Annotated in this window: 15 protein-coding genes and 1 tRNA gene; 7 read left to right on the forward strand and 9 right to left on the reverse strand. The window is 60.7% G+C overall.

Annotated elements, in window-relative coordinates:
* Positions 1 to 6: 6 nt before the first annotated feature.
* Both fabB and fabA read right to left on the reverse strand, forming a co-directional pair.
* A complete protein-coding gene (gene fabB / locus AC02Y0_RS18140) occupies positions 7 to 1,230 on the reverse strand; it encodes a beta-ketoacyl-ACP synthase I (protein WP_476380231.1) in 1,224 nt (407 codons plus the stop codon).
* Positions 1,231 to 1,274: 44 nt separating this feature from the next.
* Entirely contained in the window at positions 1,275 to 1,790 is a 516-nt protein-coding gene (gene fabA / locus AC02Y0_RS18145) for a 3-hydroxyacyl-[acyl-carrier-protein] dehydratase FabA (RefSeq protein WP_006725266.1), read from the reverse strand.
* Between the two features lie 298 nt (positions 1,791 to 2,088).
* Here fabA and irrA point away from each other — a divergent pair, with 298 nt between their 5' ends.
* On the forward strand, positions 2,089 to 2,505 hold the full coding sequence (gene irrA, locus AC02Y0_RS18150) for an iron response transcriptional regulator IrrA (RefSeq protein WP_476384080.1): 417 nt from the start codon (positions 2,089 to 2,091) through the stop codon (positions 2,503 to 2,505).
* A 16-nt stretch (positions 2,506 to 2,521) separates the two neighbouring features.
* On the opposite strand, the gene AC02Y0_RS18155 is transcribed toward irrA, so the two are convergent.
* The gene (locus AC02Y0_RS18155; protein ID WP_476380234.1) at positions 2,522 to 3,157 is read right to left on the reverse strand and encodes a trimeric intracellular cation channel family protein; all 636 of its coding nucleotides are present in this window, start codon (positions 3,155 to 3,157) and stop codon (positions 2,522 to 2,524) included.
* Positions 3,158 to 3,262: 105 nt separating this feature from the next.
* On the opposite strand from AC02Y0_RS18155, the gene AC02Y0_RS18160 reads away from it, so the two are divergent.
* A complete protein-coding gene (locus tag AC02Y0_RS18160; protein ID WP_444558222.1) occupies positions 3,263 to 3,757 on the forward strand; it encodes a hypothetical protein in 495 nt (164 codons plus the stop codon).
* Positions 3,758 to 3,763: 6 nt separating this feature from the next.
* On the opposite strand, the gene AC02Y0_RS18165 is transcribed toward AC02Y0_RS18160, so the two are convergent.
* Positions 3,764 to 4,555 carry a YdcF family protein gene (locus AC02Y0_RS18165; RefSeq protein ID WP_476380236.1) on the reverse strand — a complete coding sequence of 264 codons (792 nt, stop codon included), beginning with the start codon at positions 4,553 to 4,555 and terminating at the stop codon, positions 3,764 to 3,766.
* A gap of 139 nt (positions 4,556 to 4,694) precedes the next feature.
* Between AC02Y0_RS18165 and AC02Y0_RS18170 the strand changes: the two genes are divergently transcribed.
* A complete protein-coding gene (locus AC02Y0_RS18170) occupies positions 4,695 to 4,892 on the forward strand; it encodes a hypothetical protein (protein WP_102020541.1) in 198 nt (65 codons plus the stop codon).
* 105 nt (positions 4,893 to 4,997) lie between these two features.
* On the opposite strand, the gene AC02Y0_RS18175 is transcribed toward AC02Y0_RS18170, so the two are convergent.
* Both AC02Y0_RS18175 and AC02Y0_RS18180 read right to left on the reverse strand, forming a co-directional pair.
* Positions 4,998 to 5,073 (reverse strand) — tRNA-Ala (locus AC02Y0_RS18175).
* A gap of 155 nt (positions 5,074 to 5,228) precedes the next feature.
* A complete protein-coding gene (locus AC02Y0_RS18180) occupies positions 5,229 to 5,612 on the reverse strand; it encodes a TIGR02300 family protein (protein WP_102020540.1) in 384 nt (127 codons plus the stop codon).
* Positions 5,613 to 5,832: 220 nt separating this feature from the next.
* Between AC02Y0_RS18180 and cmk the strand changes: the two genes are divergently transcribed.
* Complete coding sequence (cmk, locus tag AC02Y0_RS18185) at positions 5,833 to 6,459, forward strand: (d)CMP kinase (RefSeq protein ID WP_476380238.1); 627 nt, start codon at positions 5,833 to 5,835, stop codon at positions 6,457 to 6,459.
* Between the two features lie 152 nt (positions 6,460 to 6,611).
* The gene (gene rpsA / locus AC02Y0_RS18190) at positions 6,612 to 8,315 is read left to right on the forward strand and encodes a 30S ribosomal protein S1 (protein WP_102020538.1); all 1,704 of its coding nucleotides are present in this window, start codon (positions 6,612 to 6,614) and stop codon (positions 8,313 to 8,315) included.
* Positions 8,316 to 8,388: 73 nt separating this feature from the next.
* On the opposite strand, the gene AC02Y0_RS18195 is transcribed toward rpsA, so the two are convergent.
* A complete protein-coding gene (locus AC02Y0_RS18195) occupies positions 8,389 to 10,086 on the reverse strand; it encodes a hypothetical protein (protein ID WP_476380240.1) in 1,698 nt (565 codons plus the stop codon).
* 243 nt (positions 10,087 to 10,329) lie between these two features.
* On the opposite strand from AC02Y0_RS18195, the gene AC02Y0_RS18200 reads away from it, so the two are divergent.
* Positions 10,330 to 11,727 (forward strand): nicotinate phosphoribosyltransferase, encoded by a 1,398-nt coding sequence (locus AC02Y0_RS18200; RefSeq protein ID WP_476380242.1) that lies wholly within the window; start codon positions 10,330 to 10,332, stop codon positions 11,725 to 11,727.
* Between the two features lie 2 nt (positions 11,728 to 11,729).
* Here the strand turns inward: AC02Y0_RS18200 and AC02Y0_RS18205 are convergent, their stop codons facing one another.
* Positions 11,730 to 11,981 carry a hypothetical protein gene (locus AC02Y0_RS18205; protein ID WP_102020535.1) on the reverse strand — a complete coding sequence of 84 codons (252 nt, stop codon included), beginning with the start codon at positions 11,979 to 11,981 and terminating at the stop codon, positions 11,730 to 11,732.
* Between the two features lie 155 nt (positions 11,982 to 12,136).
* Between AC02Y0_RS18205 and AC02Y0_RS18210 the strand changes: the two genes are divergently transcribed.
* Complete coding sequence (locus AC02Y0_RS18210) at positions 12,137 to 12,460, forward strand: DUF6665 family protein (RefSeq protein ID WP_476380244.1); 324 nt, start codon at positions 12,137 to 12,139, stop codon at positions 12,458 to 12,460.
* Positions 12,461 to 12,493: 33 nt separating this feature from the next.
* Here AC02Y0_RS18210 and AC02Y0_RS18215 read toward each other — a convergent pair whose 3' ends face one another.
* Positions 12,494 to 13,117: a ribonuclease D gene (locus tag AC02Y0_RS18215; protein ID WP_476380246.1), complete on the reverse strand. Its 624-nt coding sequence runs from the start codon at positions 13,115 to 13,117 to the stop codon at positions 12,494 to 12,496.
* Positions 13,118 to 13,300: the final 183 nt, after the last annotated feature.

The raw sequence follows: 13,300 nt of genomic DNA on the forward strand, positions 1-13,300 counted from the left end.
TCGCGATCAGCCGTTATGGCGCTGGAAGACCAGCGTCGCATTGGTGCCGCCAAAGCCGAAGGAGTTCGACAGGACAGTGTCGATCTTGGCGTTGTCGATGCGCTTGCGCACGACCGGAACGCCTTCGAATTCCGGGTCGAGCTCGGTGATATGCGCGCTCTCGCCGATGAACTTTTCCTGCATCATCAGAAGGCCGTAGATCGCTTCCTGGACGCCGGCGGCACCCAGCGAGTGACCGGTCAGAGACTTGGTCGACTGGATGTGCGGGATCTTGTCGCCGAAAACTTCGCGGATCGCGCCGATTTCCTTCGAGTCACCCACCGGCGTCGAGGTGCCGTGCGTGTTGATGTAGTCGACATCGCCCTTCACCGTGGACAGCGCCTGACGCATGCAGCGGATGGCGCCTTCGCCCGAGGGGGCGACCATGTCATAACCGTCGGAGGTTGCGCCATAACCGACGACCTCTGCATAGATCTTGGCGCCACGCGCCTTGGCGTGCTCGAGTTCCTCGAGAACCAGCACGCCAGCGCCGCCAGCGATGACGAAGCCGTCGCGGGAAACGTCATAGGCGCGGGAGGCGGTCGAAGGCGTATCGTTGTACTTCGAAGACATGGCACCCATGGCATCGAACAGGCTCGACATGGACCAATCGAGATCCTCGTGGCCGCCGGCAAAGACCATATCCTGCTTGCCCCACTGGATCATCTCATAGGCATTGCCGATGCAATGGGCCGAGGTCGAGCAGGCAGACGAGATCGAGTAGTTGACGCCGTGCAGCTTGAACCAGGTGGCAAGCGTGGCAGAGGCGGTCGACGACATGGCCTTCGGCACGGCAAACGGGCCGATGCGCTTCGGGCTGTTGTTCTGGCGGACGATGTCAGCCGCTTCGACGATCTGCTTCGTCGACGGGCCGCCGGAGCCCATGATGATGCCGACGCGCTCGTTCTGCTGATAGTCGGCCTCTTCCAGGCCAGCATCGGCAATCGCCTGCTTCATGGCCACGTGGTTCCAGGCGCCGCCCTGGGACAGGAAACGCATGGCGCGGCGGTCGACGAGTTCCGTTGGATCCAGATTGGGCTTGCCCCAGACCTGGCACCGAAAGCCGTGCTCGGCGAAATCGGGAGAAAAGGTGATGCCCGACTTGGCATCACGCAGCGAAGCGGTGACTTCGGCGGCATCGGCACCGATGGAGGACACGATGCCAAGACCTGTTACTACAACCCGTCTCATCTCTCAGACCTTCTTTATGAACTTCAGGTGCGGACCGGGCCGGATCAGGCCGTCTTGTCCTTCGACAGACCGACGCGCAGGTCGGATGCCTGATAGATAGTTTCGCCATCGGCCTTCAACCAGCCGTCAGCCGTACCAAGGACCAGGCGACCGCGCATGACGCGCTTGAAGTCGATGCCGTATTCCAGGAGCTTGGTCTCGGGGCGCACCATGCCCTTAAACTTGACCTCACCGGTGGAGAGCGCCATGCCGCGACCGGGCTCGCCGAGCCAGCCGAGGAAGAAGCCGGTCAGCTGCCACATGCCGTCGAGGCCGAGGCAGCCCGGCATGATGGGGTTGCCCTGGAAATGGCAGGGGAAGTACCAGTCGTCGGGACGCACGTCATATTCCGCGCGGATATAGCCCTTGTCGAAGGCGCCGCCGGTTTCCGAAATGTCGGTGATCCGATGGACCATCAGCATTGGCGGCAGAGGAAGCTGCGCATTGCCCTCGCCAAAGAGTTCACCGCGGCCGCAGGCGAGGATTTCGTCGTAGTTATAGCTGGACTGTCTCGTAACCATTGTTCTTCTTCTTCCCCCCTCTGCTTCACATCGTCGGGACCCATTAGACCAAGACGGTGGCAAATTGAAGCCCCGCGCCCATCCACTGGTTCCCCGGGCCTTTTGCCCATCCTCTTATCATCGTCGCATACAGGAAGGAAAAGGGCATCACCAGACCCGACGGGTCAAAAACCGCCCAATAGCGGGCATCTGCGGGCTTCTGCCCACTGCAACTATTGAAACACCCTGATTTTGCAGCTATATCGACATCTGTGGATGCTCATGCATGCCACGCAACGACTGGAGTGCGTCTTTGACGATGGCAACCTGCGAAACGGGTATAGAACTCAAACTGCGTCGCTCGGGCCTGCGCCCGACGAAGCAGCGCATTGCGCTTGCCGGTCTTTTGTTCGCAAAGGGCGATCGGCATCTGACCGTGGAAGAACTCCACGAGGAAGCGCTGTCGGCTGATTTTCCGGTATCGCTTGCGACCGTCTACAATACCCTGCATCAGTTCACCGAAGCCGGTTTGATCCGGGTGCTCGCGGTCGAGAGCTCCAAGACGTATTTCGACACCAATGTCTCGGACCACCACCACTTCTTCGTGGAAGGCGAGAACAAGGTTCTCGACATTCCCGTGAACAATATCAGCATCGACAACCTGCCGCCGCCGCCGGAAGGCATGGAAATCGCCCATGTCGACGTCGTGATCCGCTTGCGGCCCAAGCAGAGCTGAACGCCCCACCCTCCCCTCACATGACTTCGTCCGGATGCCGACCAGGCTTGTGCTTGTAGGTCGGGAACGTCCATCCGAAGTGCAGCGCTCCTCCGCGGATGACAAATGCCGCTACGGCTCCGATAGCGGAGGCCGCATACAGGGGCATGCCAAGCTCGTTTGCCGCCGTGAACACTGCGGCGCCGACGAGGGCCGCCGTGATGTAGATCTCGGGCCGCAGCAGCACGGAAGGCTCGTTTGCCAGGAGATCTCGAAGGACGCCACCGAGGCTTGCCGTCAGGGTTCCCGTGACGATCGCAATCGTCGGCGAGCCGGTGGCCGCAAGACCTTTCGCCGCGCCCATGACGCAATAGGCCGAGAGACCGATCGCATCGAGCCAGATCAGCAGGCGGTAGCGCGATTCGACGAGATGGGCGGTGAAGAAGACCACGACGCCGATCGCGCAGCAGACCAGGATGTAATCCGGATTGAGAACCCAGAAGACGGGAACGCGACCGAGGACGATATCGCGCACCGTGCCGCCGCCAAGCCCCGTCACGACGGCGAAGAACAGAAAGCCGATCATGTCGAGCTGCTTGCGGGAGGCGGCAAGCGCGCCCGTCGCCGCAAACAGGGCGATCCCTGCATAATCGAGATAGGATAGGAGCGACATGCCTTCATTCCTCAATGGAGCCGTTTGCCCTAGGCCAGATTTGCACCACGCCGTTAAGGGTGGGGCAAGACGCAGCCGCTAGACTTACCCATCGTTCAGCACAGAATGCGATCCGGAGTCCAGACCGTGACTTTTCTCTCCCGCCTCCTCCTCGTTGTTGCCATGGGCCTTTTTTCGGCGCCTGCGGTCGCCCAACAGGAATTGCTGACCGATCCCGAGATCTACGAGAAGGACCACTACACCAAACGCTGCGACGCGGTGCAATTCGGCAGTGCCTTCATCGATCGCATCGATATCAACAATGACGGCATCAAGGATGCGGTCACCAACAGCAGCGAAATCGTTTGCGACGGCGTGCGCGGACCCGATTGCACGGCAGAGGGCTGCCCGTTCAACTTCTACCTTCAGGTGAAGGAAGGCGGCTACTTCATGATTGCCACGGCGCAGATGTACTCTTACGACTTCGTCCAGCGGTTCGGAAACATGGTCTTCGTGCTGAAGATGCATCCGCGCTATTGCGAGCGTGAGGAAGGCCAGGAGCCCTGCGCAATGACGGTGCGCGTGCGCGGCACGAAATTCCTGACGATCTCGAAGAAATAACCCACCTCACGGCGCCGGAAAGACCTCGTCGATGCGGCCGAGCGCCCGATAGGCGAAGAGCCCTACCCATTCCCGGACAGATGTCGACATCTGCTGTGCGTTCAGGCTCGGCTGGGTGAAGTCGAGCCGGAAGGCGACATTGCCGGCGGTGCGATAGTCGACCGGCCATGGCGTAACCTCGACGCCTGCCTTTCGAAACAGGCCAACCGAGCGCGGCATGTGAAAGGCGGAGCTGATGAGCAGGCACGGCCCAAGGCCGCTGGAGGCCAGGAGCTCCTTACTGTTCTGAGCGTTCTCGTCGGTATTTCTGGAAGTGGTCTCGGCTATCAGCCTGTCGCGAGAAATTCCAAACGCCTCGAAAAAGCGGATCGATGCCGCGGCATCCCCTTCATAAGTACCGCTCAGCGAGCCATCGCCGCCGGACACCAGGATCTTTGCCTCGGGATAGCGGATGGCGAGCCGCAGCGCTTCGACGAAGCGGTCAGCTGCCTGATTGAGATCCATGCCGCCGCGCTCCGTGGTCACCTCCGTCTCGAAGGCACCGCCGAGCACGATCATGCAGGACAGCTCAGCCGGGTCCGCCGTCTGACGCGGGAAGCGCGCTTCAAGGCTTTGCAGCAGCAGGGAGCCGAGCGACGTGTAGAGCGTGAGGAAGAGGATAAGCAGGGAGACAAAGAGGGCGGATGCCGCCAGGCGCAGCCACCGCATCCAGATCAGTACCAATGCAAGGCCGCCGAGCAGGAAGACCAGCGACAGGGGCTGGACCATGTTCCAGAAAATCTTGGAAACGACAAACACTCTGCATTCTCCCTGCCCGAGATCCGGACGCGTCATCCGGGTGGCCGCCGCTTCAGGAGACCAGCTTCGCTCAAGGACGCGTTACTAAACCCTCGTCCCACTGTCATCATTTCGATTCTGAATTTTTCGGGAGGTCACCATGCGATTTGCCGTCGACACCGTGGACGATTCCGGCAACGATCGCCTCTATATCGGCACTCCCGTTGACGTCATCGAGGACAAGCTGCACCTGAAGCTGCGCGACGGCGAGGTGAAGCTCGACATCCGCAAGATCATCGACTGGTTCCAGATCGATCTCTCGGAGAGCGGCGAGCGGGTGGAATTGTTTCGGCGGTGAGGAGCGCGAGCGCATGCCCATCAAGGGAAGTGCGCCGCCATTGCAATCGCCACAACGAAAAGCGCCTTAGGGCGCTTTTTTCTATCAACATTTCATTAGAAAATTTGGTGGAGCTAAGCGGGATCGAACCGCTGACCTCTTGCATGCCATGCAAGCGCTCTCCCAGCTGAGCTATAGCCCCATCAGGGTACCGGGTAATTTCCGGCTCCGGGAACCCCGTTGAAAGCACCGCTTCCGTCGGGGTGGCGGCTTGATACTTCCGGTAGTCGGAGATGGCAAGCCGAAAAATGAAAGCCCGGGCATTTTTTTAAGCCCGGGCTCGAAATCCTTGAAATATCAGACTTCGTCGTCGTCGCCGGTGACGCCGATCAGGCCGGTCATGTCATCGTCGTCATCGTCTTCGTCGGCTTCAAGGAAGGTATCGTCGTCGTCGCCATCGATCTCGACGTCGTCGTCGCCCATATCGGGGATATCGTCGCCCGCTGCCTCGTCGGCGTCCTCGAGGGACACGAGTTCGACATCCGTGTTTTCGGTATCGACTTCGGCGACTTCCTCTTCCTCAGCCTTCTCCATGATGGCTGCGACCGAGGTTTCCTCAAAATAGGAAAGCGGCCAGGACTTGTTCGTGTACGGCGACACGATCGGGTCCTTGTTCAAGTCGTAGAATTTCTTGCCGGTGTCGGGGCAAGTGCGTTTCGTTCCAAGTTCTGCCTTCGCCACTGTCAAAGCCTCATGAAGTCGTGAAGAATAAGGGCATGCGCCTAGCGCCCGGCACGAGGCCGGCCAAACTGTAGTCGGTCCCCTTAATCGCTGGCGTTCGTCCTGTCAAAGGCAAACTTCGCTCCGGTTTCTGCAACCTTGGGATCGCATGCATCGCTTGGCAAGCGGGCGCAAGGTTTGTATCAGACGGGCGAAGGAACCAGGAGAGACAGAGGGTCGGATGATCATTGCCATCGACGGACCGGCCGCGGCCGGTAAGGGAACTCTCTCGCGCCGGATCGCGGAGGCTTACGGCTTCCATCATCTGGATACGGGCCTGACCTATCGGGCCACGGCCAAGGCCCTGCTGGACGCCGGCCTGCCGCTCACCGACGAGGCGATCGCAGAAGGCGTGGCCCTCAATCTCGATCTCGGCGGACTGGATCGCGATATTCTCTCAGCCCATCATATCGGCGAGGCGGCTTCCAAGATCGCGGTCATGCCGGCGGTTCGCCGCGCTCTGGTCGAGGCGCAGCGATCCTTCTCCACCCGCCTGCCCGGCACCGTGCTCGACGGGCGCGACATCGGCACCGTGGTGTGCCCGCAGGCCGCGGTGAAGCTCTATGTGACGGCTTCTCCGGAGGTGCGCGCGCGCCGCCGCTATGACGAGATCATCGCCAAGGGGCTCGAGGCCGATTTCGATGCGATTTTCGCCGATGTGAAGACGCGGGACGAGCGCGACATGGGCCGCGCCGACAGCCCTTTGAAACCGGCTGATGACGCGCACTTGCTAGATACTTCCGAAATGAGTATAGAGGCCGCATTCTTGGCAGCGAAGACACTGATCGATGCTGTCCTGACGAAATGAAGTGACCAGGATCCGGCCAAGCCGGAGCCTTCAGGCCGACACCCAGTCCCCGCGCCGGATTGCTCTCCAAAAGAGAGCGGATCGGATGCCGGCCAAGATCAACACCAACCCCCGGCGCTCACGCATCCAGTGGGATGCGACTAGGAGATTTCATGTCTGTTTCTACCCCGTCGCGCGAGGACTTTGCTGCCCTCCTCGAGGAATCCTTTGCCAAGACCGATCTGGCCGAAGGCTATGTTGCCAAGGGCATCATCACGGCCATCGAAAAGGACGTCGCTATCGTTGACGTCGGCCTCAAGGTTGAAGGCCGCATCGCGCTGAAGGAATTCGGTGCACGCGCCAAGGACGGCACGCTCAAGGTCGGCGACGAAGTCGAAGTTTACGTCGAGCGCATCGAAAACGCTCTCGGCGAAGCTGTTCTGTCGCGCGAGAAGGCTCGTCGCGAAGAAAGCTGGATCAAGCTCGAAGCCAAGTTCGAAGCTGGTGAGCGCGTTGAAGGCGTTATCTTCAACCAGGTCAAGGGCGGCTTCACGGTTGACCTCGACGGCGCCGTTGCCTTCCTTCCGCGTTCGCAGGTCGACATCCGTCCGATCCGCGACGTCACCCCGCTGATGCACAACCCGCAGCCCTTCGAAATCCTCAAGATGGACAAGCGTCGCGGCAACATCGTTGTATCGCGTCGTACGGTTCTCGAAGAGTCCCGCGCCGAGCAGCGTTCTGAAATCGTTCAGAACCTCGAAGAAGGCCAGGTTGTCGACGGCGTCGTCAAGAACATCACCGATTACGGTGCGTTCGTTGACCTCGGCGGCATCGATGGCCTGCTGCACGTCACCGACATGGCATGGCGCCGCGTCAACCATCCTTCGGAAATCCTGTCCATTGGCCAGTCGGTCAAGGTTCAGATCATCCGTATCAACCAGGAAACCCACCGCATCTCGCTCGGCATGAAGCAGCTCGAGTCGGATCCGTGGGATGGCATTGCTGCCAAGTACCCGGTTGGCAAGAAGATCTCCGGTACCGTCACGAACATCACCGACTACGGTGCATTCGTCGAGCTGGAGCCGGGCATCGAAGGCCTGATCCACATCTCGGAAATGTCCTGGACGAAGAAGAACGTTCATCCCGGCAAGATCCTTTCGACCACGCAGGACGTCGACGTTGTCGTTCTCGAAGTCGATCCATCCAAGCGCCGTATCTCGCTCGGTCTCAAGCAGACCCTCGAGAACCCGTGGCAGGCATTTGCCTACAGCCATCCGGCCGGCACTGAAGTCGAAGGCGAAGTCAAGAACAAGACCGAATTCGGCCTGTTCATCGGCCTCGAAGGCGACGTTGACGGCATGGTTCACCTCTCCGACCTCGACTGGAACCGTCCGGGCGAACAGGTCATCGAAGAGTTCAACAAGGGTGACGTGGTCAAGGCCGTCGTTCTCGATGTTGACGTCGAGAAGGAACGCATCTCGCTCGGCATCAAGCAGCTCGGCAAGGATGCTGTCGGCGACGCCGCTGCTTCCGGCGACCTGCGCAAGAACGCTGTCGTTTCGTGCGAAGTCATCGGCATCAACGATGGCGGCATCGAAGTGAAGCTGGTCAACCACGAGGACATCACGTCCTTCATCCGCCGCAACGACCTGGCCCGCGATCGTGACGATCAGCGTCCGGAGCGTTTCTCGGTCGGTCAGGTTGTCGACGCTCGCGTCACCAACTTCTCCAAGAAGGACCGCAAGGTCATGCTGTCGATCAAGGCTCTCGAGATCGCAGAAGAGAAGGAAGCCGTCGCTCAGTTCGGTTCGTCCGACTCTGGCGCTTCGCTCGGCGACATCCTGGGTGCAGCCCTGAAGAACCGCAGCAACGACTAATCGTCGCTGTTGACTGAAATAAAAGAACCCGCCGGAAGCAATTCCGGCGGGTTTTTCTTTGCCTGGGATTAAATCAGTTGAGACCGGCCATCCGCAGATAAAGCTCATGCGCAGGCTCTACCCGGAGGCTGATCTGGCTGTCAGCCGGTGGTGGCAGCGCGGCTGGGGCGGTTTCCTGCTCAAGAGCAGCGGGACCTTCAGGTCCATCGATTTGGCCTGGAGCATTGGCGGAGACTGTGTCCGTCTGGCTGTGCTCGCCGGCAGGCTCTCCGGAATCCTCAGGATCTTCATCCTCAGGCTCCCTCTTGCCTCCAGCCTGTTCGTCCTGCTCTTCCTCTTCCTCGACACGATCCTCTTTGAAGTCATCATCGATCAGATAGGAGATGAAGGGCAAGGGAATGCCTTCACGGGCAATGGCGGAGCGGATTTGGGCTTGCTCCGCAAGGAGAGCCGGTGGCGGCAGACTGCGCTCTTCGGTGTGCTCCGGTGATGCGGGATCGAGCATGCGGATGGCGTGCTCTGGTTCATCGGCGGCCTCGTCCGGCATCACCGTTTCGGGCGACGGGAGTGGGGAAGCCGTATCCGCTGCAGCCTGACGGCTGTTTGCCAGGATCTGGCCGCCGATATCGGCGGAAAGCGTCTTCAGTTGCAGCAGAGCCTTGACGAAATCCGTCTCCAGCAGCTCGGCCAGCCAGGCGGCCGGTAGCGGCGGTGCTGGACGTGCGTCGGCTGGGATGGAAGGCTGTACGGCGCCAAGGAGCGCTGCTCGCTCGATTGTTTGCCGGCCCTCGGTCTCGGCCTGGGCAGGCCGCTCGGTGGGCGCATTGCGTGACGGGGGGAGCGGCTCGCCGGACCGCGGAGTACTGTAATCGTCAGCCGTGGGTTCGGCGAGGTCGGGCAGGACAGGTCGTGCCGTGGTGGCGTCTGTGGTCGCCTTAGGTAGTTGCGTCGACGGGTTGGTGGTCGAAGCCAGGCTGGTGCGGAGAAGTTCGGATGACGGCTGCTCGCCAGGCAATCGAAGCGCGGCAGAGGGCGCGGAAGACCGTGACGACAGGGCGGCATCCGTGTTGGACGGCCTCGCTGGAGCGGAAGCCGTCTGTTCGGCTCCGGTCTCTGTCTCGCGACTAATCGCAGGCGCAGCAAGTCGGGTCGCTTGAAGCTGCTCACCTGTCTTCTGATTCGGCAGCGGCGCATCGGCTAGAGGTCGGCCGCCATCATTGGCGGCGATCCGCCGTGCCGGCGAAGCGTCAGAAGAGCGGAGATCGCCGGCAAGCTCTCGGTAGGACGAGATGACGGAACGGGCTGCGCCATCCCTGTCCGTTTGGCGGTAAAGCTCGAGGTAGAGCGCCAGCGTCGTGCGCTCGGGTCCGGACGGATTGGCCATGGCGTCGAGAAGGGTCCGCAACTGCAAACCGGCGAAGGACTGGGCGAGAAGTTTCTGCAGCTTCAGGCGATTGGCGGCAGGAAGACCCGCGATACCGTCAATCAATCTGCCCATGTAGTCGGTGAGGCTTTCATCGACACGGCGTTCGATCTTCAGCGCGCTGCCCAGCACGTCAGCGAGGGCGGCGAGATTCTGCGACATCCGTTCGGGGCCGGATAGCAGCATCATGTTGAGCTGTCCGGCAACAGTTGCTTCGCGAGCGATTGCTGTCGGTGCTGCCGGCATATTGGCCGTCGTCGGACGTGCCGAGACCGTCTGATCCGGGCGCTGTTTTGCCTCGGTTGCCGAAGCATAGGCATTTGCGGACGCAAGGACTGGAGGAAGCATGGGCCACCTCTCCGGTTCTGGTGCCTCTGGACTAAGACCGCGATCGGAACGCTGGGATTGAGGTCCACCTGTTGTGGCTGACGCACCGACCTTTCGGCTCCGATCCTCAATCGTCGCTCGATATGGTTAACCAAATGCTAATCGCGCCAACAATCTGCAGGACACCAGCCTCGCGCATAGATTGACAGGCATCATGGAGACGGCGGCAGACTGTCGCCCGATGGACCAACGACAGGCGCAGGCATGACACGCAATCTTCTCCTGAATACGGACAGCTACAAGCTCGGCGTCTTTCTTCAGTATCCCAAGGACACGCGCTCCGTCAGCGCCTTCGTCACGACGCGCGGCAACTCCTTCCGTCCGGAGGTGATGTTCTTCGGGCTGCAGATGTTCCTAAAAGACTATCTGTCGACGCCGATCACGCTTGCCGATATCGACGAAGCGGAAGACGTGACGCGTGCGCATGGCCAACCTTTCGACCGTAGCGGCTGGGAGCATATCCTCAACGCCCATGGCGGAACGCTGCCGCTCAGGATCGAAGCGCTCCCGGAAGGCACGGCGATTCGCCGGGGTGTGCCGGTCATGCAGGTGGTGAACACCGATCCGCGCGTGCCATGGCTGACCTCTTACATGGAAACCGCACTTCTTCGTGCCGTCTGGTATCCGTCAACCGTTGCGACCACCGCCTGGCGGCTCCGTCTGGCGATCCAGCCCTTCCTGGAGCGGACGACCGATGATCCAGCGGGACTGCAGCCGAGCCGAATCAGCGACTACGGTTGCCGCAGTACATCCAGCGTCGAACAGGCCGCAATCGGCGGGGCGGCGCATCTGGTGCACTTCCACAGTTCCGATTCGCTTCCCGCCATCATGCAGGCGCGGCGCTTCTACAAGACATCCATGCCAGCCTATTCCGTGCCGGCAGCCGAACACGGCACGATCATCGCCTGGGGCCAGGCGCATGAGGCCGAGGCCTATTCCAACATGATCGACAATTTTGCGAGCTTCGGCGCCTATTCCGTCGTCTCCGACAGCTTCGATCTGCACAATGCCGTCGCTGAAATCTGGGGCAAGAAGCTGCAGACCAAGGTGCGCGCGGCTGGCGGCGTTCTTGTCGTGCGCCCCGACAGTGGCGATCCGATCGACACGCCGGTCCAGGTCGTTGCGCAGTTGGCCTATGCCTTCGGCACACGCCTTAACGGCAAGGGCTTCAAGGTCCTTGATGGCAATGTGCGGGTCCTGCAGTCAGACGGCGTCTCGATCCAGGACATTCAGATGATCCTCGGGCGGCTCGAGGGCATGGGCTTCTCGGCGGAGAACATCTCTTTCGGCATGGGTTCCGGACTGCTGCACAAGATCAACAGGGACACCATGTCCTTCACGATGCGCACGAGCGCGGTCGAAGACAGCGCGGGACAATGGCGGCCGGTGGCGCGTCGACCTTCCAATCCGCAGGAGAAAACGCCGATGGCCGGGCGCGTGGCCGCGATCGCTGACGGCTATGACATCGCGACCGTACCGCTGGAAGATCTCGGCGGACGGGCCAATCTGCTTCGGCCCGTCTGGCAGAATGGGGAACTGCTGGTGGACTGGAGCCTGGACGAGATCCGGGCAAGGGCGACTGCCGCCAGCCTGCCCCGCTAGGATCAATCAACCAGTCGCATGTAACGCGGGTAGAGACCGGCTTCGTCGGATGGTACAGGCACGCGTTCGCCAAATGCCTCGTCGGAACGGCTGCGCTCATCGACGATGAACGCATCCAGCCAGTTGGCAGGTGCGTAGCGAGGACCTTCGTCTTCACTGTTTGCGTGGTCGACAGGCGCTTCGATCAGGTCGAGGTCGTAGGTGGATGGATTACGCGATACCTGGTCGAGGAGGATACTGGATGCTTCCGTCATGGTCGCCTGATCAACGCCTTTATGGGAGCGGGCGACTTGAAAGACCCGATCCGTTACCGATTTTTGTTGGAGCGATGATGCGAAGTCTCGGTTAACGAAACCTTGGCAGATGCTCTTCTCTTTGGGTCAATTCTCATCGATGAAAAGATAGAGGCATGAGTTTCAGACCTCCCGTTTTTCTGCTGTCGTCATCTACAAACGATACGATGACACCACTCGACATCGAGCTTGCGGGCGAAAAGGCTGATGCGCTGGCGCGCGCCGGTCGGAAGACCGAAGAGGCGCTCAGCCGGCTTGCAGCCGCACGAAATCAGGACAAAGCGTCGCTGGATGCTCTGATCGATACGGCAGCCGATGCGGTTTTTTCGCTGACCATTCAGCGGGAACTGTGCGGCTTGAGAAACCAGCAGGACATGATCCGCCGATACGAAATTCCGGGCGATGTCATGGCGCGAGTCGGGATTACCCGGAAAGGGTAGAGAGGCGCACCGGCCGCCATGCGTGCCCTGACGTCAGCTATGCGCGAAAATGTCGGTTTCTTCCCAGCCCAGCAGATCCAGCTTGGCGCGTGTCGGCAGGAACTCGAAACAGGCCTTTGCGTGCTCCAATCGTCCATCTCGCACGAGGCGGTGCATCAGCTTGTCGCGAAGTGCATGCAGATGCAGGACATCGGATGCCGCATATTCGAGCTGGGCCTGGCTCAGTGTTTCGGCCGCCCAGTCGGAGGACTGCTGTGCCTTGGAGATGTCGATCTCCAGCATCTCCTTCAGATTGTCCTTCAATCCGTGCCTGTCGGTGTAGGTCCGGGTCAGACGAGATGCGATCTTCGTGCAGAAGACGCCGGTGGTGGTGACGCCGAAGGTTTGAAAGAGGACGGCGATGTCGAATCGGCCGTAGTGGAAGATCTTCACGCGCGCCGGATCCGCCAGCATGGCAACCAGATTGGGGGCTTGCGCCTGCCCGGCAGCAATCCGGATGACATCGGCTGTGCCATCACCCGGCGAAAGCTGGACCACGCAAAGGCGATCCCGGCGCGGGACCAGACCGAGGGTCTCCGTATCGATTGCTATGGCATCCGTATAGCGGGCTGCATCTGCGGCGGAGATATCTCCGTCGTGATAGCGAATTTTCGTCATTTTTGCCTCCGGAAGCCATCAATCAGTTCCTGCCCGCTATAGCGGAAAGCTCCCGGCAGCACCATCCCGGGCCGGAACGGCGGGTCTGCTCACCATCAGGAGGGAGGTGAGATGAGGTTCGAAGGCGATGACAGCTTTGTGACAGGTGCATGCAGCAATTCGTGCAGGGGTCAAAACTGATCA

The organism is Allorhizobium sp. nf9_anc (genome assembly GCF_056323085.1).